We start from the raw sequence: 25,083 nt of genomic DNA, 5'->3' as shown, positions 1-25,083 counted from the left end.
ATCGCGTGCCGCCCGAATCTCGCAAGGGCGCTGGCTAGTAGGGGATGAGCAGATGACCGCTGGACGACGCTGTTCTGCCCCTATCGGCACCTTTTTCGGCACCGTCAGCATCGCTGCCCTGGTGCTGGGTTGGGGCTCTTCGACGACACTGGCTGCGACCTACTTCGTCAGCACTGACGGCCAATTGCGCGCCGCCATGACCGCCGCTAATGGCGACGGCGACCCCAGTTCGACGATCGTTCTGACCGCCAGTTTCGCCTCGGGGGTCGGCAATCTGCCAATTGCGACCAAGCCGGTCACGATCGACACCCAGGGCTTCACCGTCTTCGGTCCGCCGGGCAATGGCACGTTCATTTCAGGCGCTGGAGCGGTCAGGACGCTGGTCGGCACGTTCCGTGGCACCGATGGCGGGTCATCATCATCGGCACTGGCTGTTCGGGGTGGTGCCTCGGTGACGAACACGGGTCTCGCCCAGGGCGGAACGACCGGCTCAGGAAACGGAGGCGCAGGCGTCGATTTTGGCGGCCCGGGAGCCGCTGCCACGCTGACGAATCACGGCGTTATTCGCGGCGGGGCAGGAGCAACCGGCGGCGTTGGCATAAATGCGCGCAATGGCGCCGGACAGATCATCAACACCGGCACGATTGAAGGCGGCAGCGGCAATCTCGCGATAGCCGCCACCTCCGCTACGTTGGCTCTCAATATCATCAATAGCGGCACGATCCGGGCCGGCGCCGGCGCCAATGCGATCGGCTGGCTTGCCGGCGTCACACCGACGACTGGAGCCATAGCGCTGGAGTTGCAGGCCGGCTCGATAATCACCGGCAATGTCGTCGGCAACGCGGCCGGCAGCAACGACATCCTGCGCCTCGGCGGCGCGGACAATTGGGTGCTCGACGGCGGCATCGGCAGCGCTGGCCAGTACCGCAACTTCGACCGCCTGGAGAAGACCGGCGCGAGCACCTGGACCATTGCCGGCAGCGGCAATTTTGCAGGCCCGACGAACATCGCCGAGGGCGCGCTGATCGTGAACGGCTCGCTCGCCGGCTCGGCTGTGACGGTCGCGTCCGGGGCGCGGCTCGGCGGCAGCGGCACGGTCGGGACACTGACGCTCGCCTCGGGCAGCCGGATCACGCCCGGCAACTCGATCGGCACGCTCACCGTCAATGGCGCCTATGTCCAGAATGCCGGGGCGGTCTACGAGGTCGAGGTCGATCCGGGGACGGTCACCTCCGACCGTATCCAGGTCAACGGAGCGGCGACGCTCGCCAGTGGCGCGGCGATCACGGTCGTCAACAGCACCGGAGCGGGCTACGTCGCCGGCCAGCGCTACACCATCCTGACCGCGACAGGGCTGACCGGCAGCTACGGCAACACCGATCTGGTGCTGACGCCCTTCCTCAACCTGCGCAATAGCACCGATGCGACCAATGCCTATCTGACGGTGATCCGGACGAACACGGCCGGCGGCATCGGCACGACGCCGAACGAGGTCGAGGTCGGCAAGGGCGTCGACAGCCTGCCCACCGGCAACGCCGTCCAGACCGATCTTTACAACCAGGCCACGCTCGATGCCGCGCGCCGGGCTCTTGGCCAGCTCTCCGGCGAGATCCACGCCTCGGTCCGGACAGCGCTGGTCGACGAGAGCTGGCTCTTGCGCGCAGCAGTCAACGACCGGCTGCGCTCGGCCTTCGGCGCAGTTGGGGCCGCCCCGATGGCGACGCTGAACTACGGCTTCACTGCAGACCTCGCGCCCGCCGTGAAGGGACCGATGCCGAAGCTGCCTTCGGCCGAGCGCTTCGCCGTCTGGGGCCAGGGCTATGGCTCATGGGGCAAGATCAAAAGCGACGGCAATGCCGCCAGCCTGAGCCATTCGACCGGCGGCCTGCTCGTCGGTGCTGACGTCGCCGCCTTCGACAGTCTGCGTTTCGGTGTGGTCGCCGGCTACAGCCGCAGCGAATTCGACATCGACCGTCGGCTCTCCTCCGCGTCGAGCGACAATTATCATCTGGGTCTCTATGGCGGCGGCCAATGGGGTGCGCTCGGCCTGCGCACTGGCCTGAGCTACACTTGGCACGATCTCGAAACCCGCCGAGGCATTGTTGCCGCAGGCCTCGGCAGCAGCTTGCGCGCCAATTACGATGCCGGCACAGCGCAGGTCTTCGGTGAGCTGGGCTATCGCATCGATCTCGGCCCGGTCGCGTTCGAGCCGTTCGCCGGCCTTGCCTTTGTCAACCTGCGCAGCGACCGTTTCAACGAGACTGGTGGCGCAGCGGCACTCACCAGCAACAGCGACGACATGAACCTTGGCTATTCGACGCTGGGCCTGCGCGCGTCGACGACCGCTCATGTCCAGGGCATGGACCTGACCCTGCGCGGCGGCCTGGGCTGGCGCCATGCCTTCGGCGACGTCGACCCCAAGCTGACCCTTGCCTTCGCCGGCAGCACGCCGTTCTCAGTCGCCGGCCTGCCGATCGCCAAGAATGCAGCTCTGGTCGAAGCGGGTCTCGACATCGCCCTCGGTGCCAACGCCGCGTTGGGCGTGTCCTATGCCGGCCAGCTCGCCGAGGACGCCCAGGACCACGCCTTCAAGGCAAATCTTTCCGTCAGGTTCTGACGTGTGACATTCGGAGACCAACGTCTCCGACTGATGGAGCAAATCCTGCGGACGCGCCCGAACTGATGTCAGCGGCGAGCCACTGTCGCGCCCTTACGCGAACCGGTTATGATCCGGTCGGGAGGATCGCAGTGGCTAAGACGATCAATGCCATCGATCAACACGTCGGAAACCGGGTGCGCTTACAACACAGGAGCCTTGGCCTCACCCAGCAACAACTCGCCAGAGCCGTCGGCGTCACCTTCCAGCAGATCGGGTTTTACGAGAACGGTATCAATCGGGTCAGCGCCAGCCGCCTGGAGCAGATTGCAAAAGCGCTCGGCGTAGCGCCCTCTTTCTTCTTCGAACAAGGCGTTACCCACCATCGGGTGCCCGCTGAAGAGATGGCGGCGACCTTGCTGGCCACGGCCGAGGGAGTTGAGCTGATTGAAGCCTTCTCTCGTATACGCTGCCCTCGGATGCGCCGCACCGTGATCGGAATCATCGAGCAACTGGCCGAGGCGGCGATAGACGGTCCAATTTAGAAACAGCTTTCGTGAGGCATGCCCCTCGACGGATGTCCGCAACGGGTGGGAAGCGGCCGTTCGACGAAATGCCGAGAGCAGACGTTGAGAGGCACCCCATCGGCCGCTCCACACGGCGTCAGAAGCTGACCCTGAGCTGAGCGGTTCCGCCGATGCGGCTTGTATTCTCGGACAGCTCCGCGTCGATCCTGGCACCGAGGCTGACGGTCTGGCTGAGCCTGATATCGGCACCGGCAGCGAGCAGGGCGGTGTTGCGGTCGGGCCTGGCGCCGGTCGCCGCGAAGCTGGCGCCGGGCAGGCCGTTGAGCGAGGCGGTGAGGTCGGCGTCGCGCTGGTAGTAATGCGCCCAGGCGGCTCGCACGAAGCCGGTGACGGGAGTGGCGCCCGCCAGCAGGTTGGCGTCGAGCTGCAGGCCGAGTTCGCTGCGGCTGGTGATGTCGGAGCGCCCGGCCAGCGTCAGCGTGCCGGGGGCTGCGCCCGACCCGTCGCGCTCGATCGCGGCGGGGCTGCTCGCGCGCACCGCCTGGAAGGCGGCGAGCGGCGAGAGCGTCAGACCGTGCCATGTCGCCACCGGCAGGCTCGCCTCGATCCGGCCGGACCAGACCTGCGTCGCATAGGAGGCGGCAACGCCGGTACGGCCGAGGACCGGGATGGCGCGGGTGGTGTCGGTGTCGAGCCTGGCATAGCCCAGCGCCGCAGCGAGGTTGACGGCCCCGAGCGTGGTGCGGCCATAGAGGCCGGCCTGGAAGACATCGGCCTCCGCCTTGCCGAGCCCGCCCGAGAGCGAGGCGCGCGCCTGGCCGCCTGCGACCGCGACGCCCGCGACGGTGTTGGAACCGAGCCGGATGTCGGCGCCGACCGCGACATGAGCATCGGAGAGGTTGCGGTTGGCGGAGCCCACGACCCGGTCGCCGTCGTTGCGTCCGGTCGAGCCGAAGGTCGCGCCCCAGAGCGTGAAGCGCGCCGGATCGAAGGTGGTGCGGCCCGGCCCGTCCTGCTTCGAGGGCAGGTCGGCGGTGAAGCTCGTGGCACCGCCGGGGCCGCTGGCTGCGCCCGAAAGCCGCCCGGCGCTCGAGCCGTCGAGCATTGTCCGCAGGAACTGGTCGGAGGCGGCATGGGCCATGGCGGGTGCGGCGGTATGGACCTCGCCCGAGAGGCTGTTCACCGCCGCCGGGATCGACGCCGCCGGCAGGTTGTAGATGCCGAACAGGGCCGAGGGATCGGCGCCGTTCGCCACCGCCGTGTCGATGCCCGCTGCCACAGACGCGGCATTTCGTGGCGCCCCGATGCCCAATGATGGTGTCACAATCGGAGCCAGCGGCTTCGGCGTCAGCGTCAGCAGCACGTTGTTGCCGGTGTAGCTCACCGCAGTGGTAACACCGTCACCAAAGGTCCCGGTCGTGTCGACCGTACCAAAGCTTGTACCGCCGAGCCCGCCCGCCGCCGAGAGCAGGGTGTAGGCGCTGTTGAAGGTATAGGCGCCGCCCAGCGGCACCAGCCGCAGCGTGCCCGCCAGCGAGGCCGTGCCGGTGACGTTGACCCGGTCCGCGACCGCGCCCTGCACCTCGGCGAGATAAAGCGAGCCCGCCCCCAGCACGAGGTTGCCGTTGACGGTCAGCGTCCCCGGCGAATTGCCCGGCGAAAGCGTGCCATTGACCGTCAGCGACGGCATCTGCCCCGAACCGCCAAGGCTCGCCCCCGCCGCAACCGTCACGCCGGACGAGGCCAGGATCGAGCCGTTCACGATCAGCGCGCCGCCCGTCACCGTGGTCGCGCCGGTGTAGCTGTTGATGCCCGACAGCGTCAGCGTCCCCGCCCCGGATTTGGTCAAGGCGCCGCCGACCCCGCTGATGACGCCACTGACCTCGCTCGACCGGCCATTGCCGCCCACCGTCAGATGCACGCTGCCGAGGCTGTAGGCGCCCGCCCCCTCGATCGAGCCGGCCGAGACCTGGCCGTCCCCCAGCGGTCCGGTGCCGACGAAGGAGGTGGCACCACCGACCGTGGTGATCAGCCGCGCAGTGCCGGCCGTACTGCGGTTGTTGAAAACCAAGACGTTATTATTCGTGATCGTTGCGCTTCCAGCCGTGCTGCTGTCGATGAACTCCAGGACGTTATTATTTGTGATCGTGGCGCTTCCGGCTGTGCTGCTGTTGATGAAACCCAGGGTGTTATTATTTGTGATCGTAGCACTTCCGGCCGTGCTGATATCGAGAAAATACAGATCGCCAGTGTTCGTGATCGCGGCGTTGCCAGCCGTGCTTCCGCCGAAGAAATACTGGCTGTTATTATTTGTGATCGTTGCGTTTCCGGCCGTGCTACTCCCGTTAAAGTACAGACCGCTATTATTCGTTATCGTGGCGCTTCCGGCCGTGCTGGTGGCTAAGAAAAACTGGAGGCTATTATTTGTGATTGTGGCGTTTCCGGCCGTGCTGCTATTGCCGAAACTCAGATCTCCTGCGGAAACGTTCAGCGTCTGCGTTTGGCTGGAATTATTGACAATCCCGGCACCAACGAAGTCGAGATCTCCCGTCAGATTGAAAGTGTAGGCAGAGGCGCTAGCCGCGAATGTGAAGCCGCCGATTGTCAGGGCGGCCGTCGTAACGGATGTCTGGGGGCTCGCCCCAAAGGTAGCCGTTCCGCTTGGAACGCTGTTGGGGCTCCAGTTCGAAGCGTCGCCGAAGATGCCCGTCACGCCCAGCCAGGTCGCGTCCTGGGCGAGGGCCGGAGACCCGACGGCAAAAGCCGCGGCACCGACGCCGAGCAGCAGCGCCAGACGCGAAGGGGCAATCGTCTTGCGGTGCCGCATGGCCGACGTACGCCTTCATCGTTTTAGATTATTGGAGCACAGAATCGTCGTAGCGACTGTATGCTGATGACGTTGCGGCAGTTTATGTCAAGTGCATCGACGCTGGGAACCCAAAAAGTCACGTGGCGGCTACGTGCCCGCCTGGCGACCCGGACGGATCCGATCGCTGTTGAGCTCCTAATGGGCGCCTGAAATCTTCGCCATGCGATCAGGACGGATGTCGCGCTTTCAACCGCCAGGCGAGCAGCCCGGAACCGGACGTTGCCAAGGTCGGAGATGGGTCGGAAGCGGAACTAACCCAGCCGATAGATCTTCGCCTCATCAGCCTTGTCGTGCAGCCCCTTGGACGGGGCATGGCGCAGCTTCGCGTCGTAACCCAAGCGGAACGGGCCGGTTGTCCCCTAAGCTGCCGAACGCACTAGCGCACCGACGACCGCGCCGATGTGAAGAATGCCAATCAAGATCGCAAATATGCGGTTCTGGCAAAGAAGGAATGCGTAAAGGGGGAATTGGGCGAGTGAAGTGATGAGCAGCGCCGCGTTATTGAATCCGGCATAGGCCAGCAGCATACACCACGGGAGGAGCACGCTGGCAGGAACGTTAGTCCCATGTCCCGCGCCCATAGTGAACAGCGAAACGAACATTGCTAGCACGCCGAATGCGAAGCCGATCAGCAGCGACTTGATCATCTTCTCCTCGCTGGGCGGTCGAGCTACCAAGCGCTCATCCGGTTTTCCCGCGCCAGTAGCTCGTCTCCATACAAACTAGGACGCGACCGCTAGAACGATGGCGATGAAAAGCAACAAAGGGCCCATCCACTTGAAGTGCCCAGCGAGCTTGCTCACCCACGCGGGCTGGGTGGCAGGATTGCCGGGCAGCACCAGATAGCCAAGGCCCACTGCTGTCATCCACAGGCCCACGCAAAACATGATGAACTCGTCGATATAGGCTGCAACCATCGCTTCCATCTCCGCCCGCGGCGAATACCCGGCTTCGTCAAGCGAAGCCAACAGCCCTCCATGAATGGAGGCCATGACATCTGATGTCAGGTCTGTAGAGGAACTGGACCTATCGGGCGACGCGAACCGACGAAGACAAATGAGCGATGCCCCGCGGACGATCAAAGCCACTGGCAACTGAGAGCCGAGTCAAAGCGGCGACGACGTAGAGCGATCAGGCCGCACCCAGTCGGTTGGCCGCCTTCGCGGCGATAATGAATGCATCCCGGGCTTCACCGGTCGATTTCTTCCCCTCGATGGCCTCGGCGCAAGCTTTCAGCGCCAGTCGCCACTCTGCTCCATGCGGCGGCCAAGCCAACAGCAACTCTGCTGCCTCCTCCACCGATCTCACCGTATGCAATTGCCCCGGTCTTTCGGGTTCGACGCAGATGGCTGGGCTGAAGCCGTGACGGTTCATTGCAACCTCCATAACGAACCCCGCATCTGACGATGCGGGGCCCGGTAGCCCGCTTATTCGATGACCTGGATGATCCGACGGCTTTCCGGTTCGACCAGGACGGTGCGGTTGTTGACCACCGTGTAGCGGTACCCTTTGACACCGTACTCAGCAGGCACCTCGCGATAGGTCACCCCCTGCTGGGGAAGTACCGCACCGACGCGGACGTCCTCGGAGTAGGTGTAGGACGGAACTCGCTGCTCGGTGACATAGGTTTGAAGCGCGGGGGTGTTGTCACCGATGATGCCGCCAACCACGGCTCCACCGACGCCCCCGACCACGCCCCGACCGGTCCGCCGACCACTGCGCTACCGACAGCGCCGGCCGCCGCTCCGCCAGCCGCGCCACCTTGGGCTCCGGAGGGATTGCCTTGAGCGAACGCCACCATCGGTGACAGCCGGCGGCGATCGGGGAAGGAAAAATCGGGACATTGGAGGTAGTTGGGCTAGTCCGAGTGCAACTCCCCCTAAGCAACCCGGATGCGCAGCACGAATGTCGGGGGAACAACAGTAAAATCCCACGATGAGGATTAGCCAACCGGCCGTCTGCTTGTGTCACAGCAGACTAGATGTGCCGACGCGCATGGGCACATTCAGCAGGACATGCAGGCGCTGCCACGCTGCGGGCTGGGAAAACTTGGGCTCGGCGCGAAAAAGACGGAGCTTCGCGGCGCATTACCGTGCTGCGATTGGTCCCGCGCTTGCCGTCGGCAACCAGGCTCTGTCGAGCATCTGCAATTTTCTTACGACGATCCTGCTAACTCGCGCACTCGGCCTTGAGGTTTTCGGTCTCTACACAATGGCCTGGCTGCCGCTGCACTTTGCGATGAGCCTCCAGCTTGGCCTGATTGTCAGCCCGATGATGAGCATTGTGGAGCAGAAGGACGGAGCGGAGGCCGACGCCTACTACACCGTGGTTGGAGTCCACCAACTCATCTACGGAGCCGTCGCCGCCGCAGCAATCTTCAGCACTCTGATCTTTGTTACAGACTCGTCGCGGCCGCTGCACGACATCGCTTTGCCGGCCGCGGTCGCCGGGGGGTGCTATCTGACCCAAGATTTCTTGCGACGCTGCCTCTTCGCCCGCCGGCGCCCGGGTTGCATCTTGCTATTCGACATCGTCAACTTCGGCCTCAGACTGGGCCTCCTCACAGCGCTCTGGCACGAGGGCCTAATCGGCATCGGGAATGCACTGTGGGTGTTCGCGGCCGCGGCTGCGGCTTCCGCCTTGTGCGGTCTGGGGATGGTGGGACCATTTCGCTGGAAGCTGGAGATCTTTTCGGCCGTCACCCGCCAGCAGTGGCAATCGGCCCGCTGGCTCGTCCTCACCGAGGCGGTACAATGGGTATTGGCCTATAGCGCCCTGATCGTGACGGCCGGGCTGTTCGGCCCGCGAATTCTCGGGGCTTTGCGAGTAGCCCAGAGCCTGCTTTCGGTGATGAACGTTGCGCGTGAGGCGCTCGAGAACATCCTGCCGCCGTTGGCGGCGAAGGCACTGGCAGACAGTGGTCTGCCAGCTCTTCAGCATGTGCTCGGCTGGGCGCTGGCCGTTGTCGTCCTGATCAGCGTTGCGGCGGTGTCTGGCCTCGGATTGTTCGGACCCTGGCTGCTGCATTTGCTTTATGGCGGTGAGATCCTGGAATTCAGCTGGGTGATCATCTGGAGTTCGCTCGGCTTTCCAACGGCATTGGTGATTGTCGTTCTGGCTTGCGCGTTTCGGACTCTGGAGCAGACCCGGTCGATCTTTCTCGCAGTGGTGGCCGGGGCTTGCTTCAGCCTGGTTGCTGTCTATCCGGCGGCTTTGATCTTCGGCGTCGCGGGATTGATCGCGGTTACTCTCCTGTCGCAACTGACAGTCCTGACCGTGCTTGGGGTCATGATTGCAAGAATATCGGGATTGTGGGTCGGCGCTTCTTCCGCAGAGAGCGGCGAGAAGTCCTCACCTAAAAGGCGGCAACTCTAAATAAAAAAAGGCCCAGCCTCGCTCGCGCAGAACCGAAAGTACTGAAGAACGGCTCCTCGCCGTCGCTAGCTGCACCGGCGAGAGGCATGGGCGCTAGTAGGAGCAGCCGCCCGGCCACACCAGATCATATGCCGACCGGCTGCGTTTAATCGTCGTAGGAGATCCCATGGCCATCCCCTTTTTCAACAGACGAAAACTTGTGCGCTCTGAGTTCTCGAACCGGCTTACCCCAATCGGATCGGAGGCGTGGCGTCATGAGTGTGAGGTGGCGGTCTTCCTTGGGCGGCCTCCCGCCAAGCTGGAAGAGATGTCAATGAAAGCTCCGAGGGAACCGATCTGGGTGTAAAGGGTGCGCGAGGTAAATCTGCGGTCACCATGCTCCGCTCGACGAGCATTATGAGATGGTCGAGCAGCAGCGGACTGGAAAGGGCATCGGTACCAAATCAAAGCCCGACTCGTAACCAAGCCGGCTTGGTCGATCGCTGCGCAATGCCAGCTATGGGTCGAAAGCGGACATATCGATCGGCCAGATTGGCACTCCCGGCGAGCCCACATCATTTGACATTGACGACTGCGTTAAAGGCATTAAATCATTCGGTGTGGTGACTTTTTCGGAGGAAGGAGATGCCATTCTCATCACTGGCGGGTCCCCTTGAACTTGCTCGCGCCGTTGCCGCGCTCGAAGCCGCCTGGAGCGAAATCAGATCGACCTTGGCCGATCAATTTGACGAGCGCGAGCGAACCCGGCTTGCCTATATCGTAGCTAGCCTGGTGCCCCTCGCAGAGGACGAAGACGATCTGGCGCGCCGAGCTATCGAGCGATATCGGCAGTCGGGAACCGACTTTCGCGGACGTCCACAGGTCAGCCGAATATAGACGCTGGTTAGGATCAGCCACGCGAATCCGCTTCCGAGTTTGCCTGTAGACGCAAGCTGGCCATTGACGGCGCAGCTCATTGCAAAGATTGGCGAAAATCGAACTCGGAAGCGCTCGGCAACCCCTGAGCTGAAATTTCCGAGTTCGGAGCCGTTTTTTGAGGGTTTGCAGCTTCCAAGCGGCCTTCCACCGATATGCTGGACGCCGTCATTGCCATTTGATTGTTCGCTCGGAGTGGAAGCGCCGACCGCCATCTGGCTTAGCTATGCTCATCTAACCCCTTGTTCGAACGCAGCTTTCCGCCTGATCCCAGCTAATACCGGCTAGTCCCGCACAAGCCCTGCCATTGCCATGTGATTGTTCGTTTCACAACAGTTTCACACATCTGCACCGGCCTCGGCTCGTTGGAGACGTGGCCAATCACATCGATCTCCTTGAGTTTCTTCGCGCAATACGGAAGGCCATAGTCGGCATGGTAATGCGTCGAGACGCCGACTTCCGCGAGTCAGGGTGGCGCCAGTTGCGGACGTTGGCGATCCGCCCGGAAGCAGGCTTGGTGTGCAGCTCAGCCTGGCGCCGCATGCCAACGGTCCGGGTGACCTCGAAATCACTCAGCGATCGAATGCGATTCCGAGATAGGTGCGGTCGTCGGTCCAACCGTCGGGGCCCGAGCCCTTCACGCTGGCATAGGGGCCGATCTTGTCGGGGTCGAGCCGCTCTACCTCGGCGAAACTGGCTTCCCACGCCGCCACGCCGAAGGCCTCGGGCTCGGCGAAATACCCGTCGCTGAACAGCTCGAGCGTCGCGACCTCGGCCGCGGCATAATCGGCCGTAAAGACATGCCGCTCGGCGATGGGGAATCCGTCGAGAACGCCATAGCCGAGGTCGCTGCTGGGGTGATTGGCGAAGGCGCGCTGGCCGCTGATGCCGCTGTCTATCAGCCGCTCTATCTCGGCCCGCGCGATCGTCGGTATCTCCTCGTCGCAGAGGTGCAGCACATGCGCCCTGACCGCGGCGCAGCCTTCCGCATCCAGTCCGGCCGGCGGCTCGCGCAACCCCTTCCAGACGGCATCGTCGGAGATGGCGCGCTGAGGCAGCGGATCGGCCCGCATCTTTCCGAGATGAGCCCAGCACTCTCGCCTGATCAACGCAGTCACCCGGTCGAGTGGCTTGGCCTCGACATGGCGGATCGTTCCCAGGCTTTCCCCGCCCAGTCGAATGCCGGAATCGCCGATCGACACCAGTTGCAGCGCCGGGCCGTCATGATAGCCCAGCGCCAGCGTGCAGCCGATCCGGGCAGCGACATCGCTCGCCGCCCGTTCCGAGAGGTCATGAGCGGCATAGCCCGCGATCAGCGTGTCGCCCAAGGCCTGCACGAGCCTGCGCACGCGATCCTGCCCGCCACGAACGCTCAGGTCCTCTGCCAGAAGAAACCGGGTGACTTCCGCCGCCACCAGACCGGAGGCGAAACGCCCGGCCCGCATTGCGCCAAAGCGGCGTCCGCTACGGTCGGTCACACCATCGATCACCGCATAGCCGCGGCCCGGCATTATGACGACGCTGTCCTCGTTCTCTTCGGGGCTGGCGAAGCGCTTGCCGAGGCTGAAGCATTCGATACGCATGGGCGGTCAGCACTCGTCCGGCATTTCCTTCATTGGCCGGTCACCTGCCGCCACTTCTCGATCATCACCTTGGTGCCACCAAGTTCCTCGACCGATTTCAGCTTCACCAGGGTCAGTTCGGAGAGTGGCTTCACATTGCTTGGCGCGGCGACATCCTTACGCACCGAGCGGCGGCCCGCCTCCTTCACCAGCGCCTCCTGTGTCGTCTTCGACAGCGCCCAGTCGATGAAGCGCTTCGCCGGTTCCGGATTGGGCGCGCCCTTCACCATCGCCACGCCGTCGGGCGAGGTCGTCGTACCGTCCTCGACATAGGCGATCTTCACCGGGGCGCCGCCGGCGACATATTCGAGCGCATTGTCCTCGAGCGTCAGGCCAAGCGCAGCCTCGCCATCGGCGACGTAGCGCGGGACAGCTCCCGAACTGTCAGAAAAGATAAAGTTCTTGGCGAGCTTGCTGTAAGTCTCCCAGCCCTTGTCGCCACCGGCGGTGAGCACGGTCGTCATCTGCTGGAAGGCCGAGCCGGAATTATCGACTCGTGCCGAGGCGATCTTACCCTTCCACTTCGGATCTGAGAGTTCGGCCCAGGTCTTCGGGATATCGGCGTCCTTGACCTGCCGACTGTTGACCATCAGCACGTAGATCACCGCCGTATAAGGCGTCCAGGCCGGATTGCTGACGAAGCGTTCGTCGATCGCGCCTTGGTCCTTGGGAGCGTAGGGCACGAACAGATCGCCATTTTCACCCAGAACCGAACCGGTTGCGCTCCAGATCACGTCAGCCTTCGCCGCCGCCGCCTCGGCCCGGGCCCGGCGGACGACGTCATTGGAGCCAAGCTGCACGACCTCCGCCTTGATCCCGGTCTCGGCTTCGAAGAGCGGAATCATCTTCTGCACGATCGAGGATTTATGCGCGGTGTAGACGACGACCTTGTTGTCCGCGGCGCCGGCTGCGCCTGCCAAGGTGGGCAGTGCCGCGGCAAACAAAATACGCCCCATCCAGATCCGGCTCGACATGACGATCCACCCTCCTGCCCTGCCCGGTAGATGCCGATCTGAGCCGGCATCGATCAGATATCTTGCCGTCTAATCACAGCCATGCGCAACTAGGCGAAGGGAGCGGGGGAGCTCTGCCGGCATGGCGTATCTGCAAGTCGATGGCGCGATCAAGCGCTATGGGGCGACGACGGCGCTGAACGGCGTGTCCTTCGCCGTCGGGAAGGGCGAGTTCTTCACGCTGCTCGGCCCGTCTGGATGTGGCAAGACCACGCTTCTGCGCTCGATCGCCGGCTTCTCCCAGCTGTCGGAGGGACGGATCGACCTCGATGGTGTCGATCTGCTGGCGGTGCCGCCCCATCTGCGCGACATCGGCATGGTGTTCCAGGACTATGCGATCTTTCCGCATCTAACGGTCGCCGAGAACGTCGCCTTCGGCCTGAAGGCCCGCAAGGTTCCAGCCTCCGCCATCCGCGAGCGCGTCGCCGAGGCGCTCGCGACCGTCCGATTGGGCGCACTGGCCGACCGCTTGCCAGCAGCCCTGTCCGGTGGCCAGCAGCAGCGCATCGGCATTGCCCGCGCCATGGTCGTGAAGCCGCGCCTGCTGCTGATGGACGAGCCGCTCTCCAATCTCGATGCCAAGCTCAGGCTCGACCTGCGCGACGAGATCCGCGACATCCAGCGGACGGTCGGCATCGCCGCGATCTATGTCACGCATGATCAGGAGGAAGCGCTCGCCATCTCCGATCGAATCTGCGTGATGGACGGCGGCAAGGTCGAGCAGATCGGAACCCCGCAACAGATCTATGGCCAGCCGGCGACGCGCTTCGTCGCCAGCTTCGTCGGTACGATGAATCTGCTGCCGCCCCGCGCGTTCGGCCTGCCGTCTTGCGACGGGATCGCGCAATGGGCGATACGTCCCGAGCGGCTGCGCCTGGCGGATGCGGTCACGCCGCCGGAGTTCTCCGTATCCCTGACGGCGGCGGTCGAGCATTTCACTTATCTTGGCCGCGAAGCGCATCTGATCCTCAGCGCGCAAGGGCACAGGCTGGTCGCTCAGATCGCAGCGCCTCCGGCCGATCTCTCCATCGAGGCGGGACGCGAGATCCGACTTGCCCTAGACCTGCGCGACCTGCACGGTTTCGACGCCGAAGGCCGCCGGGTCACGGTCGCGCGTGCGACATGAGCGCAATTGCCTACGCTCCACGTCAACGCCGCGGCTGGAGGCTGGACTTCTGGACCCTTGTCGCATTCGCCGGCTGGGCAGTCCTGGTCCTGCTGCTGCTGATGCCGCTCAGCCTCGTGCTGGTCTCCAGCTTCCGTGACGAGAGCGGCCAGCTCAGTCTCGCCAACTGGCAGCGCTTGTTCACCAGCACGCGCTATTTCAATGCGTTCGTGAACACATTGGTCGTCGGTTTCGGAGGCTTGGCCGGCGCGCTGCTGCTCGGTTCCGTGATGGCCTTCTGCATGGCGCGGCTCCAGATCGCGGGTGGCCGCTTCGTCTCGATGCTGGCGATTCTGGCGCTGGTCTCGCCTCCTTTCATCGGGGCTTATTCCTGGATCGTGCTGTTCGGCTCGGGCGGCATCGTGCGCCAGATGCTGATGTCCTGGGGTATCTTCATGCCGCCGATCTATGGCGTCTGGGGAATCCTCATCGTCTTCGCCTTCAAGTTCTACCCTTACGTCTACCTGCTGACCTCAGGCGCCCTCGCCAACGTCAATCGTTCGCTCGAGGAGGCCGCCGAGAGTCTCGGTCTGACACCGTTTCAGCGCGTTATAAAGGTGTCGTTTCCGCTGGTGCTGCCGGCGCTTTCGGCCGGCGGACTGCTCGCTCTGATCCACGCGATTGCCGATTTCGGCACGCCGCGCCTGCTCGGGCGCGGCTACAACGTGCTCGCGACCGAGGCCTATACCGCTTATTCGGCCGAGATCGGCTCCAATCTCGGCATGGCGACCACGCTCAGCCTGGCGTTGATCCTGCTGTCGATGATGTTCGTCTTCATCCAGCGCTTCATGTCGCGGCAGAACGTCTACCACAGCAACCTGATCAACCGGCCCGAGAAGGTCAGGCTGCGCGGCTTCGCCAATGTCGCGGCTCATGCGGCGGTCTACTTCATCGCGCTCGGCGGGGCGATGCCGGCGATCATCGCAGCGATCTATTCGGTGCGGAAGACGAACGGGCCGGTGTTCCAGCCCGGCTTCGGCCTTGAAAGCTACAGCCGCATCGTTGCGACGCTCGGCGATGTCGTGCGCAATTCGCTGGTGTTCTCCGGGGCGGCCGTGCTGCTGATCGTCATCGTCGGCACCTTGGTCGGTTGCCTGGTGGCGCGACGCAACACCGTGCAGACCTCGCTGCTCGATGCCACGCTGATGGTGCCCTATGTCATGCCCGGCATCGTCATCGGTGTCGCCTTCATCGCCGCCTTCAATACGCCGCCGCTGGTGATGACCGGCACGGCAGCAATCATCATTCTGTCCGTCTTCATCCGGCGCTTGCCCTATGCCGTGCGCTCCTCGGCTGCCGCCCTGCGTCAGGTCGGGCCGAGCATGGAGGAGGCCGCGATCTCGCTGGGCTACAGCCCGGTCCAGGCCTTCCTGCGCGTCACAATTCCTCTGATCGCTCCAGGCATCATTGCGGGCGCGATGCTGTCCTTCGTGACCGCGATCAACGAGCTCTCTTCATCGCTCGTGCTCTATGTCGGCGGCACCGTAACGATGCCAGTCAAGATTTACATCGCGATCAACGATGGCGACTACGGCACAGCCGCCTCGCTGTCGACGATCCTGCTCGTGCTCAGCGGGGGCGCGATCTATCTGGCCTTCCGGCTGTTGGGACGCGACGAGCGCGCCTTGCTGTAGGCGCAGCACGCAATATCGGTGAGGTGCCCGACGACAAGCGCTCAATGCTGCCTAAGGTGCCCCTGCCTTATAGCTAGCTGACCTTCAACGATCGCAAGAGCGCACCCAAGCCTGCCTCACCAACGAGGTCGGCAGCGTCACCGAGCTTGAACCATTGCTGTCGGCGCTCGTCACGTTCGGGCCAGTCCTCGAGCCGCTTCTCTACGGTCAGCTGGAAGACTTTCACACGGCAGAGGATCGCATCGTCAGCCATACGCTTCCAATAGAGATACTTCCCTACAGGCCTTTTCCGTACTTTCCCGACGACGCCCGCCTCCTCCTGTGCTTCGCGCGCGGCAGCTTCGTGAGCTTTCAGCCCCTTGATCGGCCAGCCCTTCGGAATGGTCCAGCGCTTCGTCGTCCGTGTCGTTACGAGCAGGATTTCGGCCGAACCATCTTCCGAGAAGCGCAGCGGCAAAGCTCCAACCTGAAGGCGTGCCTTCTCCGCACGCAAAACTGCACTCATGGAATCGAACCCAGAAAGTCTAGACTAATGATACTCGATCGCATTCTAGCGATGCAAGAGGCATCCCTAAATGCCTCACGCGGGTGAGACTGAGGTTTGGAAAAGTCCCGCGTTGAGGTCTGCGGCCAGGTTGGCGTCCAGTGGCGCTCCGTCGATCCAGCAATGGCGCACGATCGCAATCCTGCCGGCATCGATGAGGCTGTTCTCGTCGCCTGGCCGGCTGGTATGCGGACGGCCGCGGCGGATGCGCCAGACGATGCGCTCGCCGTCCTCGGAGCGGACATCGGCAGCGCTTGCGATCTTGTCGCGGCCGATCGTGGCGAGGCCGATTTTGGCCGGTAGCTCCTTCGGCAGGTTGACGCTGAGATAGGCGCCCTCGCGGCTCCAGGCGGTGCGGCGCTGCCAGAGATTGTCGATCAGCCCTGCCAGCGCGGCGACGTCGTGCTCCTCGGATGTCCCGCCCTTGGAGCGGGAGAAGCCGATTGCGGGAATATCCCAAAAGCTCGCTTCGCGGGCGATCGACAGCGTGCCGGAATAGGCGGCGTCCTCGGCGGCGTTGCGGCCGTCATTGACGCCGGAGAGCACGAGATCCGGCTTGCCGCCATCGCGGAACAGCACGGTCATCGCCGCAACGACGCAATCGGCCGGCGTTCCGTCCAACGCATGAACCTGGGCTTCGCGACGGCGCTTGTGAAGCCACTCGACCTCTGTTAAACGTTTTACAGTTAAACGTTTAACGGGCCGGGCGATGGATAGCCGCCGCGTAACGATCCGGGATGTCGCAGGCCGCGCAGGGGTATCCATCGCGACGGTCTCGAATGTCTTCAGCGGCAACAAGCCGGTGAACGACGATTTGCGTGAACGCGTTCTGCAAGCAGCCAAGGAACTGGCGTACCAGGTGGATCGGGCGGCATCGCAATTGCGCTCCGGCCAGGCGCGTGTCGTTGGCGTCCTGGTTCCTGATCTCGATGACGTCTTTTTCACTTCGCTCGTCTCACGGCTGGAGGTGCTGGCAGAGGCCGACGGCTACGACATCGTCGTTGCGAGCTCCCGCGACGATATCGGCCTTGAACAATCGCGCCTGCGCACCTTGCTCGCCTGGCGTCCATCCGGCCTCATAGTGGTGCCCTGCTCCGATGAGGTGCCGCAAGCCCTCGCCGCTGAAATCGGACGGCTGCCGATCATCTTCGCCGACCGTGTCCCCCCGGGAGGCTCGGTCGTCGACACGGTCGCGATCGACAACCGCGAAGCCGGAGAGATCGCAGCGCGCCACCTCCTGGCGCTGGGGCATCGCGACTTCGTCATTGCCGCCTCCAGTCTCGCCATCTCGCCGATCCGCGAGCGCGTCAGCGGGGCCAGCGACCTGATCCGGGAGGCAGCCGGTTGCGCGGTGACCGTGGTCGAGCTCGGATCGGTCGCCGAGCGTGGTGCCGAGCTTTTCCGGAACTGGCTCGAGCGACATGCGCAGCCGAGCGCAGTGATCGCACTGACCAATGTCACGACGCTGAGCACCTTGTCGGCGCTGGCGCGCCTGAAGATCGATATCCCCGAGCCCGTCTCCGTGGTCGGCTTCGACGATTACCCATGGATGAGCGCCCGCAAGACCGGGCTGACGGCGATCCGGCAGCCGATCGTCGAGCTCGCCGCGGCGACCTGGCAGCGCCTGCGGGCGCGCATGGCGGGCGACGATATGCCGGCGCAAACCATCGTGCTGCAGACCAGCCTGCAAGTGCGCGACTCCGTGCGCGACCTCACCGCCGCAACGGATCGCGGCAACAGCCGCGATCCCGATCCGCTTGCGAACCCGGAGAGACCGGCCGCATCGCCCAAGGCGGTGCACTGACGAATACCGACTGCGGACGCCCAGCGTCCGGGCCACCGGGCCGACAGAGCCCGGAGCGAAAGAAATCCTGGAGGAAAGCGTGCAGCTTCAACGAACGGCATGGATACTGCCGCTGCTTGCGCCGGTGCATCTGCTCATCCTGAGCGTGATCGTGCTGCCGTCGCTCTATGTCGTCTGGCTGAGCCTGAACACGTCGAGCTTCGGCCAGGCGCCGAGCTTCGTCGGCCTGCAGAACTATTGGCGCGTCCTGACCGACCCGGCCTTCCACAGCGCGCTGTGGAACACGGTCGTCCTCGTCGTCGTCGCCGTGCATCTGGAGCTCGCTGTCGGCCTCGGCATGGCCCTGCTCTTCGCCAGCGGCCTGCCGTTCCGGCGCTTCCTGCTGGTCGCCGTGCTCGCGCCCTATGCAGTCAGCGAAGTCACCGCCGTAGTGATGTGGCGCTTCCTGTTCGATCCCGACGCCGGCCCGATCACGCTCGCGCTGCGGGCGTTCGGCCTGCCGACGCTCGACTGGTCGTTCGAGCCGTCGCGCGCCATGGGGCTGATCGGCCTTCTGACGATCTGGCTGCACCTGCCCTTCACCTTCGTCATCGTTTATGCGGCGCGCCTCGCCATCCCGGCCGAGCTTTATGAGGCGGCGCGGATCGACGGTGCCACGCGCTGGCAGGCCTTCCGGCGCGTGACGCTGCCGCTGCTCGGCCCGGCAATGTTGATCGCGCTGCTCTTTCGCTACATCTTCGCCTTCCGCCTGTTCTCGGAGGCTTGGCTGCTGACCAAGGGCGGGCCTGCCCGCTCGACCGAGGTCGTGGCGATCTACCTCTATCAGGAGGCCTTCAGCTTCAACGCCTTCGGCCCGGCCGCCGCGACCGCCTGGATCATGGTGCTGGCGTCACTGCTGCTCGCCGGCGCCTACGTCCTCCTGCTCAGGCGCGGAGGGCTGTCCCATGCGCACTGAGCGCCTTCTCATCGGGGCGGGCAAAGCGCTCGCCGTCATCGCGATCCTGTTCTGGTCGCTCTTCCCGATCCTGTTCATCGCGATGTCGTCGCTGAAGCCGGGGCAGGACATCTTCGCCGTGCCGCCGAAATGGCTGTTTGCGCCGACATTCAAGCACTACGCCGAGCTCTGGCGCTCCTGGGGCGTCTTCTTCGACGGCCTTCTGAACAGCCTGCTGATCACTGTCGGCGCCACGCTGCTCGCCATCGTCGCCAGCGCCTGCGGCGGCTATGTCTATTCGCGCAATTCCGGGCGCTGGCTCGGGGCGAGCCTGGTCGGGCTCATCATCGTGCGCCTGATCCCGCCGATCGTGGTGACGCTGCCGCTGTTTCCGATCGTCAATGCGCTCGGCCTCAGCGACACGCATCTCGTGCTGATCTTGCTCTACGCGACCTTCTTCGTCTCGCTCGGCACGGTGCTGATGCGTACCTTCATGGACCAGATCCCGCGCGAGCTCGACGAAGCGGCCTCCATCGACGGCGCCAGCCGCATGACCATCCTGCGCAAGATCATCATCCCGTTGGCGATGCCCGGCGTGCTCGCCGTCGCGGTCTTCGTCATCGTCTTCTCCTGGAATGAGTTCCTCTTCGCTTTCATCTTCACCGCGACGAAGGCCAAAACCGCCCCGCTCGTGATCTCCGAGATGATCGGCTCCATCGACGGGGTCGACTGGGGCATCCTGTTCGCAGCCGCAACGGTGCAGCTCGTGCCCGTCCTCATCTTCGTCGTCTTCATGAACCGCTACCTCGTGGCCGGCCTCACCGCCGGTTCGACGAAGGGGTAGTCAACCACAAAAAGGGAGGAAGCCATGTCGAAAAAGCCCGCCACCGAATTGACGCGCCGCGGTTTCATCGCCGGGGCTGCCGGCACCGGAGCCTTGCTGGCCGCAGGTCCCGGCCTCGCCGCCGGCAAGACGCTGAACGTCCTCAGCCACAAGGTCCACCAGACCGTGCTCGGCAGCGGCGACGGAGACCTGCTCAAGGATTGGCGCAAGGTCAACGATGCCGAGATCGCCTTCACGACCTTCGACTCGAACCCGTTGCAGGACCGGCTCTTCCGCGAGGCCAGCCTGAAGGAGACCGAGTACGGCGTCGGCTACCTGATCGACAACCGGCCGACCTCGCAGATCGCCGCGCTGTTCGAGCCACTCGATACCTATCAGAGCAAGGATGCGATCGAAGACTTCAGCGATATCGCCGCCGGCCTCGTCCAGGGCATGACCGTCGACGGCAAGCTGATCGGCATCCCGGTCCGCCATGCGACGCAGGGGCTGTTCTACAACGAGGCCCTGCTGGAGGAAGCCGGCATCTCCGCCCCGCCGACGACGCTGGAAGAGCTGATCGAGCAGGCGAAGAAGACGACCTTCACCTCGAAGGCCGGCACGCCCGTCACCGGCATGGTGCTGGCCAGCGACCTCGCTGTCTTCCCCGTGATGTTCGCCCGCGCCTATGGCGGCGACTTCGTCAGCCCCGATCTCAAGCTGGTGCCGAACCGCGAGGCGCTGGAGAGCGGGCTTGCCGCACTGCGCGGCATGTTCGAGACCGGCAGCCTGCCGCGCAGCTACGCCACCACCAAGAACGACGATCAGGTCACCTGGCTGCAGCAGGGCCGTGCCGCCTTCACCGTGCTGCCCTTCGCCCGCGGCGCGCAGCTCAACAATGCCGAGCAAAGCAAGTTCCCCGGCAGGATCAAGGCGGTCGAGTTCCCCGGCTCCGCTGCGATCAAGGGCAAGGTGCCGATGGCCTCCGTCGTCGAGGCCTGGGCGATGTCTATCCCCAGGAATGCCAAGGACAAGGCGCTGGCCTGGAGCTTCATCAGGGAAGTGTCGAGCAAGCGCGTGACGCTCGGGATGGCGATCAACGGCAACGGCCCGGTTCGCGTCTCGAGCTATGGCGATGCCGGGCTGAAGGCGAAGAATCCACTCGCCGAGGTGGAGGCCAAGGTGCTGGCGACGGCGCGCGGCGCCTTTCCGCCCTTCCCGGAAGCTGCCCGCGCCCAGGCGACCTTCCTCGAGGAAGTCCAGCTCGCCGTGCTCGGCCGCAAGCCGGTCAAGGATGCCGTCTCGGCCATCATCGAGCGCGTCAAGCCGATGATGCCTGCCTGATTGCCCGTCAGGGCTGCGGGGCGCGCTGCCCCGCAGCCGTCACTGAATTCATCCTATCCTGAAGGACCTTCGTCATGTCGACCGTAGCGACCCGTTTCATCGAGGAGCCGGCACGCTCCATTCCCGTCTCCGCCGAATACGACGTGCTCGTCGTCGGTGGCGGCCCCTCGGGCCTGACGGCGGCGCTGGCCGCGGCCGAGGATGGTCTGCGCGTTGGGCTGATCGAGAGCCGCAGCTTCGTCGGCGGCAACATGACGATCGGCCTGCCGGTGCTCGGCTTCCTTGGCCAGAAGGGCAACCAGATCATCGATGGCCTGCCGCAGAAATTCATCGAGCGGCTGCGCAGGGAGCGCCAGGGGGCGAGCGAGCATCGACCCTGCCCGCTGCACATGGGCATCACCCTGGTCGAGCCGGAGGCGGTGAAGACGGTCGCGCTCGAGATGCTAACGGAAGCCGGCGTCGATGTGCTGTTCTACACCTTCTTCGCGGGCGCGCTGGTCGAGAACGACACGATCCGTGGCGTCATCACCGAGAGCAAGAGCGGCCGCACCGCGACCCTCGCCAAGATCGTGATCGACTGCAGCGGCGATGCGGATGTCGCTTATAGCGCCGGCGTGCCGACCGAGAAGGGCAATGCCGATGGCGGCATGCAGCCGCCGACACTGATGTTCTGCCTCGCCGGCGTCGACACCGATGCGCTGCGCCTTAGCATCGCCAATGCGCCGCCAGAGGCGCGGACCTACCTCACCGACTTCATCCCGGCCGAGTATTTCGGCCAGAACCACCAGTTCATCGTCGTCGGCATGCGCGAGCTCATGGCCAAGGCCAAGGCCGAGCGCGGGCTGAAGATCGCCAATGAGCGCACCATCATCATCACCGGCCTGAAGAAGGGCGAGGTCTGGATCAACATGACCCGCGTCAAGGGCACGGACGGCACCGATGCCCGCAGCCTGACCAAGGGCGAGATCGAGGGCCGCGCCCAGATCGACGACATCGTCTCCTACCTCGTCGGCTATGTGCCCGGATTCGAGAAGGCTTACTTCACCAAGACCGCGCCTTTCCTCGGCATCCGCGAGACGCGCCGCATCCTCGGCCAATATGTGATGACACAGGAGGACGTGCTGGCCTGCACGCATTTCGACGATGCTATCGCGGTCGCGAGCTATCCGATCGATATCCACCGGCCCGCCGACGATGGTTGCACCCTGATCTGGTGCGGCGACTGCTACGACATTCCCTACCGCTCGCTCGTTCCGCAGAAGATCGGCAATCTGCTGGTTGCGGGGCGCAGCATCTCGGCGACGCATGAAGCAATGGGCGCGATCCGCGTGATGGCGACCTGCATGGCGATGGGCGAGGCAGCCGGCCGTGCCGCGAAGATATCGGTGCGCAGCAATCGCCCGCCGGCCGAGATCGACATCGATGAGCTGCGCCGCCAGCAGCTCGAGCACGGGGTCTATCTGCGCAATCCCGACGGGACCCGCGCCGGATCGCCGAACCGCGCTGCGGCCTGACATGGCCGGGCATTTCATCGGCATCGATGTCGGCACCGGCAGCGCCCGGGCCGGCATCTTCGATCCGAGCGGGCGCATGGTCGCGACGGCCAAGCGCGACATCGCGCTCTACCGGGACGGCCCGGACATCGCCGAGCAGTCGAGCGAGGACATCTGGCAGGCCGTCTGCGCCAGCGTGCGCGAGGCGATGGCGCATGCCGGGCTCGCAGCGGAGGCGATCGCCGGCATCGGCTTCGACGCGACCTGTTCGCTGGTCGTGCTGGGGCCGGACGGAATGCCCTTGCCTGTCGGTCCGCATGGCGACGCCAGCCGCGACATCATCGTCTGGATGGATCACCGCGCCATCGATCAGGCCGAGCGCATCAACGCGACCCGCCATCCTGTCCTCGCCTATGTCGGCGGCACGATCTCGCCCGAGATGGAGACGCCGAAGCTGCTCTGGCTCAAGGAAAAGCTGCCCGCTACCTATGGTGCAGCCTGGCAATTCTTCGACCTGCCCGATTTCCTGACCTGGCGCGCGAGCGGCTCGCTGGCACGCTCGACTTGCACCGTGACCTGCAAATGGACCTATCTTGCGCATGAAGGACGCTGGGATGCCGGCTATTTCCATGAGGTCGGGCTGGGCGATCTGGCTGACGACGGCTTCGCCCGGATCGGGACGGAGATCGTTCCCGGCGGCACCGCGCTCGCGCAGGGGCTGACAGAGCGGGCCGCGGCCGAGCTCGGTTTGAAATCGGGCACCACCGTGGCCGCGGGGCTGATCGACGCTCATGCCGGCGGCCTGGGCTCGATCGGCGTGCGCTCTCCGCACGGCAGCGCCCTGACCCGCGTGGCCTATGTCTTCGGCACCTCGGCCTGCACCATGGCGAGCAGCCGGGAACCGCTCTTCATCCCCGGCGTCTGGGGTCCGTACTTCGCTGCGATGGTTCCGGGCCTCTGGCTCAGCGAGGGCGGACAGTCTGGCGCCGGCGCCGCCATCGAGCAATTGATCGGCTTCCATCCGGCCATGCCCGAGGCGCAGCGCCGGGCCGAGGCGGAGGGCCTCTCGCTACCCGATTGGCTCGCTGCACAAGCTTTGCAGCATGCCGATGGACCATCGGAGGCGGCTCGTCTCGCCGGCGAGCTGATCGTCGTGCCGGATTTCCTCGGCAATCGCTCACCCCATGCCGATCCGCAGGCGCGCGCGGTCATCTCCGGGCTCGGCATGGAGCGGGACCTCGACAATCTCGTCGCGCTCTATGTCGCCGGTCTGACCGGCATCGGCTACGGCCTGCGCCAGATCATCGAGGTCAGCCGGGCGAAGGGCGCCGTCGTCGAGGCGATCGTGCTCGGTGGCGGCGCCGGGCGCCATCCCCTGATCCGGCAGCTGCTGGCGGACTGTTCGGGTCTGCCGGTGCTGGTGCCAGGCGATGTCGATCCCGTCCTTCTCGGCTCGGCCATGCTCGCCGCAGCCGCGGCAAAAGCCTTCCTGGACCTCGCCGAGGCCATGGCCGGAATGGCGCCGGGCGCCACCGTCTTTACCCCGGTCGGCGGCGAAATCGCCCGATTGCACGCCCGGCGTCTGGCCGCCTTCGAAGCACTGCAGGCCGCCGCACGCCAGGCGCGAGAGCTCATGCGGCCAGCGCGAATCCAAGCGGTATCGGAGACCCTCACGTGAGCCAGGACCTGACCGGAAAAGTCGCTGCGATTACCGGGGCAGCCTCGGGGATCGGCCTTGCTTGCGCGAAACGATTGATCGCAGCCGGAGTGCGCGTCGTCCTCGTCGACCGCGACGGCGAAGCTTTGGCGCAGGTCTGCAAGCCTCTCGGCGCCGATGCCATCCCGCTTGTCGTCGATCTGACCGATCCTGCCTCCGTCGCCGGCATGCTGCCGCAGGTCCTCGAAAAAGCGGGCCCGCTCGACATCTTCCATGCCAATGCCGGCGCCTATGTCGGCGGGCCGGTCAGCGAGGGCGATCCCGACGCCTGGGACCGTATGCTGAACCTCAACGTCAACGCAGTTTTCCGCAGCATCCACGCCGTGCTGCCACACATGATCGCGCGCAAGACCGGAGACATCCTCGTCACCAGCTCGGTGGCCGGTGTCGTTCCGGTGGTGTGGGAGCCGATCTACACCGCCTCGAAGCACGCGGTGCAGGCCTTCGTCCACACAGTTCGCCGCCAGGTTATCCCACATGGCCTGCGCGTCGGAGCAGTGTTGCCCGGCCCGGTGGTGACGGCCCTGATCGCCGACTGGCCACAGGAGAAACTCGAGGCGGAGCGCGCCCGCGGCGGCTTGATCGAGGCGGAGGAAGTGGCGGAAGCCGTGCATTTCATGCTGACCCGTCCCCGCAACGTCACCATCCGCGATCTCGTCATCCTGCCGCAGAGCACGGATCTCTAGCGGGCAGGTTTCGCCAGAGCCACGG

Annotated in this window: 23 protein-coding genes; 13 read left to right on the top strand and 10 right to left on the bottom strand. The window is 64.8% G+C overall.

Annotation, left to right across the window (positions count from 1 at the left end):
* The first annotated feature begins 52 nt into the window (after positions 1–52).
* Together ACSQ3M_RS01105 and ACSQ3M_RS01100 are read left to right on the top strand one after the other, a co-directional pair.
* Complete coding sequence (locus ACSQ3M_RS01105) at positions 53–2,617, top strand: autotransporter outer membrane beta-barrel domain-containing protein (RefSeq protein WP_436148244.1); 2,565 nt, start codon at positions 53–55, stop codon at positions 2,615–2,617.
* 131 nt (positions 2,618–2,748) lie between these two features.
* Complete coding sequence (locus ACSQ3M_RS01100; protein ID WP_436148243.1) at positions 2,749–3,141, top strand: helix-turn-helix domain-containing protein; 393 nt, start codon at positions 2,749–2,751, stop codon at positions 3,139–3,141.
* Between the two features lie 118 nt (positions 3,142–3,259).
* On the opposite strand, the gene ACSQ3M_RS01095 is transcribed toward ACSQ3M_RS01100, so the two are convergent.
* On the bottom strand, positions 3,260–5,194 hold the full coding sequence (locus ACSQ3M_RS01095) for an autotransporter outer membrane beta-barrel domain-containing protein (RefSeq protein ID WP_436148242.1): 1,935 nt from the start codon (positions 5,192–5,194) through the stop codon (positions 3,260–3,262).
* Here ACSQ3M_RS01095 and ACSQ3M_RS01090 point away from each other — a divergent pair.
* Positions 5,145–5,690: a hypothetical protein gene (locus ACSQ3M_RS01090; protein WP_436148241.1), complete on the top strand. Its 546-nt coding sequence runs from the start codon at positions 5,145–5,147 to the stop codon at positions 5,688–5,690. The genes ACSQ3M_RS01095 and ACSQ3M_RS01090 overlap by 50 nt on opposite strands.
* Positions 5,691–6,351: 661 nt before the next feature.
* On the opposite strand, the gene ACSQ3M_RS01085 is transcribed toward ACSQ3M_RS01090, so the two are convergent.
* From ACSQ3M_RS01085 to ACSQ3M_RS01070, 4 genes are all read right to left on the bottom strand, one after another.
* On the bottom strand, positions 6,352–6,639 hold the full coding sequence (locus tag ACSQ3M_RS01085) for a hypothetical protein (RefSeq protein WP_436148240.1): 288 nt from the start codon (positions 6,637–6,639) through the stop codon (positions 6,352–6,354).
* A 75-nt stretch (positions 6,640–6,714) separates the two neighbouring features.
* Positions 6,715–6,909, bottom strand: coding sequence for a hypothetical protein (locus ACSQ3M_RS01080; RefSeq protein WP_436149268.1), 195 nt, complete (start codon positions 6,907–6,909; stop codon positions 6,715–6,717).
* 214 nt (positions 6,910–7,123) lie between these two features.
* On the bottom strand, positions 7,124–7,366 hold the full coding sequence (locus ACSQ3M_RS01075) for a DUF982 domain-containing protein (RefSeq protein ID WP_436148239.1): 243 nt from the start codon (positions 7,364–7,366) through the stop codon (positions 7,124–7,126).
* A gap of 53 nt (positions 7,367–7,419) precedes the next feature.
* Complete coding sequence (locus ACSQ3M_RS01070; RefSeq protein ID WP_436148238.1) at positions 7,420–7,686, bottom strand: DUF1236 domain-containing protein; 267 nt, start codon at positions 7,684–7,686, stop codon at positions 7,420–7,422.
* 301 nt (positions 7,687–7,987) lie between these two features.
* Here ACSQ3M_RS01070 and ACSQ3M_RS01065 point away from each other — a divergent pair, with 301 nt between their 5' ends.
* Positions 7,988–9,367 carry a lipopolysaccharide biosynthesis protein gene (locus ACSQ3M_RS01065; RefSeq protein ID WP_436148237.1) on the top strand — a complete coding sequence of 460 codons (1,380 nt, stop codon included), beginning with the start codon at positions 7,988–7,990 and terminating at the stop codon, positions 9,365–9,367.
* 636 nt (positions 9,368–10,003) lie between these two features.
* On the opposite strand, the gene ACSQ3M_RS01060 is transcribed toward ACSQ3M_RS01065, so the two are convergent.
* The 3 genes from ACSQ3M_RS01060 to ACSQ3M_RS01050 form a co-directional block, all read right to left on the bottom strand.
* Complete coding sequence (locus tag ACSQ3M_RS01060) at positions 10,004–10,264, bottom strand: hypothetical protein (RefSeq protein WP_436148236.1); 261 nt, start codon at positions 10,262–10,264, stop codon at positions 10,004–10,006.
* 590 nt (positions 10,265–10,854) lie between these two features.
* Complete coding sequence (locus ACSQ3M_RS01055) at positions 10,855–11,865, bottom strand: hypothetical protein (RefSeq protein ID WP_436148235.1); 1,011 nt, start codon at positions 11,863–11,865, stop codon at positions 10,855–10,857.
* 29 nt (positions 11,866–11,894) lie between these two features.
* Entirely contained in the window at positions 11,895–12,878 is a 984-nt protein-coding gene (locus tag ACSQ3M_RS01050; protein WP_436148234.1) for an extracellular solute-binding protein, read from the bottom strand.
* A 121-nt stretch (positions 12,879–12,999) separates the two neighbouring features.
* Between ACSQ3M_RS01050 and ACSQ3M_RS01045 the strand changes: the two genes are divergently transcribed.
* A complete protein-coding gene (locus ACSQ3M_RS01045; protein WP_436148233.1) occupies positions 13,000–14,043 on the top strand; it encodes an ABC transporter ATP-binding protein in 1,044 nt (347 codons plus the stop codon).
* Positions 14,040–15,716, top strand: coding sequence for an ABC transporter permease (locus ACSQ3M_RS01040; RefSeq protein ID WP_436148232.1), 1,677 nt, complete (start codon positions 14,040–14,042; stop codon positions 15,714–15,716). Before ACSQ3M_RS01045 ends, ACSQ3M_RS01040 begins: the two co-directional genes overlap by 4 nt.
* 73 nt (positions 15,717–15,789) lie before the next feature.
* Here the strand turns inward: ACSQ3M_RS01040 and ACSQ3M_RS01035 are convergent, their stop codons facing one another.
* Together ACSQ3M_RS01035 and ACSQ3M_RS01030 are read right to left on the bottom strand one after the other, a co-directional pair.
* Entirely contained in the window at positions 15,790–16,221 is a 432-nt protein-coding gene (locus ACSQ3M_RS01035; protein ID WP_436148231.1) for an NUDIX hydrolase, read from the bottom strand.
* Positions 16,222–16,296: 75 nt separating this feature from the next.
* Positions 16,297–17,025: a 5'/3'-nucleotidase SurE gene (locus ACSQ3M_RS01030; RefSeq protein ID WP_436149267.1), complete on the bottom strand. Its 729-nt coding sequence runs from the start codon at positions 17,023–17,025 to the stop codon at positions 16,297–16,299.
* Here ACSQ3M_RS01030 and ACSQ3M_RS01025 point away from each other — a divergent pair.
* The 7 genes from ACSQ3M_RS01025 (at position 16,970) to ACSQ3M_RS00995 (ending at position 25,058) form a co-directional block, all read left to right on the top strand.
* Complete coding sequence (locus tag ACSQ3M_RS01025; protein ID WP_436148230.1) at positions 16,970–18,064, top strand: LacI family DNA-binding transcriptional regulator; 1,095 nt, start codon at positions 16,970–16,972, stop codon at positions 18,062–18,064. The genes ACSQ3M_RS01030 and ACSQ3M_RS01025 overlap by 56 nt on opposite strands.
* Before the next feature lie 79 nt (positions 18,065–18,143).
* On the top strand, positions 18,144–19,019 hold the full coding sequence (locus ACSQ3M_RS01020; RefSeq protein ID WP_436148229.1) for a carbohydrate ABC transporter permease: 876 nt from the start codon (positions 18,144–18,146) through the stop codon (positions 19,017–19,019).
* On the top strand, positions 19,009–19,842 hold the full coding sequence (locus ACSQ3M_RS01015; protein WP_436148228.1) for a carbohydrate ABC transporter permease: 834 nt from the start codon (positions 19,009–19,011) through the stop codon (positions 19,840–19,842). The genes ACSQ3M_RS01020 and ACSQ3M_RS01015 overlap by 11 nt, the downstream gene beginning before the upstream one ends.
* A 24-nt stretch (positions 19,843–19,866) precedes the next feature.
* Entirely contained in the window at positions 19,867–21,162 is a 1,296-nt protein-coding gene (locus tag ACSQ3M_RS01010; RefSeq protein ID WP_436148227.1) for an ABC transporter substrate-binding protein, read from the top strand.
* Positions 21,163–21,236: 74 nt separating this feature from the next.
* Entirely contained in the window at positions 21,237–22,676 is a 1,440-nt protein-coding gene (locus ACSQ3M_RS01005; RefSeq protein ID WP_436148226.1) for an FAD-dependent oxidoreductase, read from the top strand.
* Position 22,677: 1 nt separating this feature from the next.
* Entirely contained in the window at positions 22,678–24,333 is a 1,656-nt protein-coding gene (locus ACSQ3M_RS01000) for an FGGY-family carbohydrate kinase (RefSeq protein ID WP_436148225.1), read from the top strand.
* Positions 24,330–25,058 carry an SDR family oxidoreductase gene (locus ACSQ3M_RS00995; RefSeq protein ID WP_436148224.1) on the top strand — a complete coding sequence of 243 codons (729 nt, stop codon included), beginning with the start codon at positions 24,330–24,332 and terminating at the stop codon, positions 25,056–25,058. Before ACSQ3M_RS01000 ends, ACSQ3M_RS00995 begins: the two co-directional genes overlap by 4 nt.
* Positions 25,059–25,083: the final 25 nt, after the last annotated feature.

Origin of the sequence: Allobosea sp. LjRoot90 (assembly GCF_964254315.1) — a bacterium.
In the GTDB taxonomy this organism is placed as follows: domain Bacteria; phylum Pseudomonadota; class Alphaproteobacteria; order Rhizobiales; family Beijerinckiaceae; genus Allobosea.
Note: the sequence above shows the minus strand (reverse complement) of the source record. Positions and strands in the feature narration are given on the sequence as shown.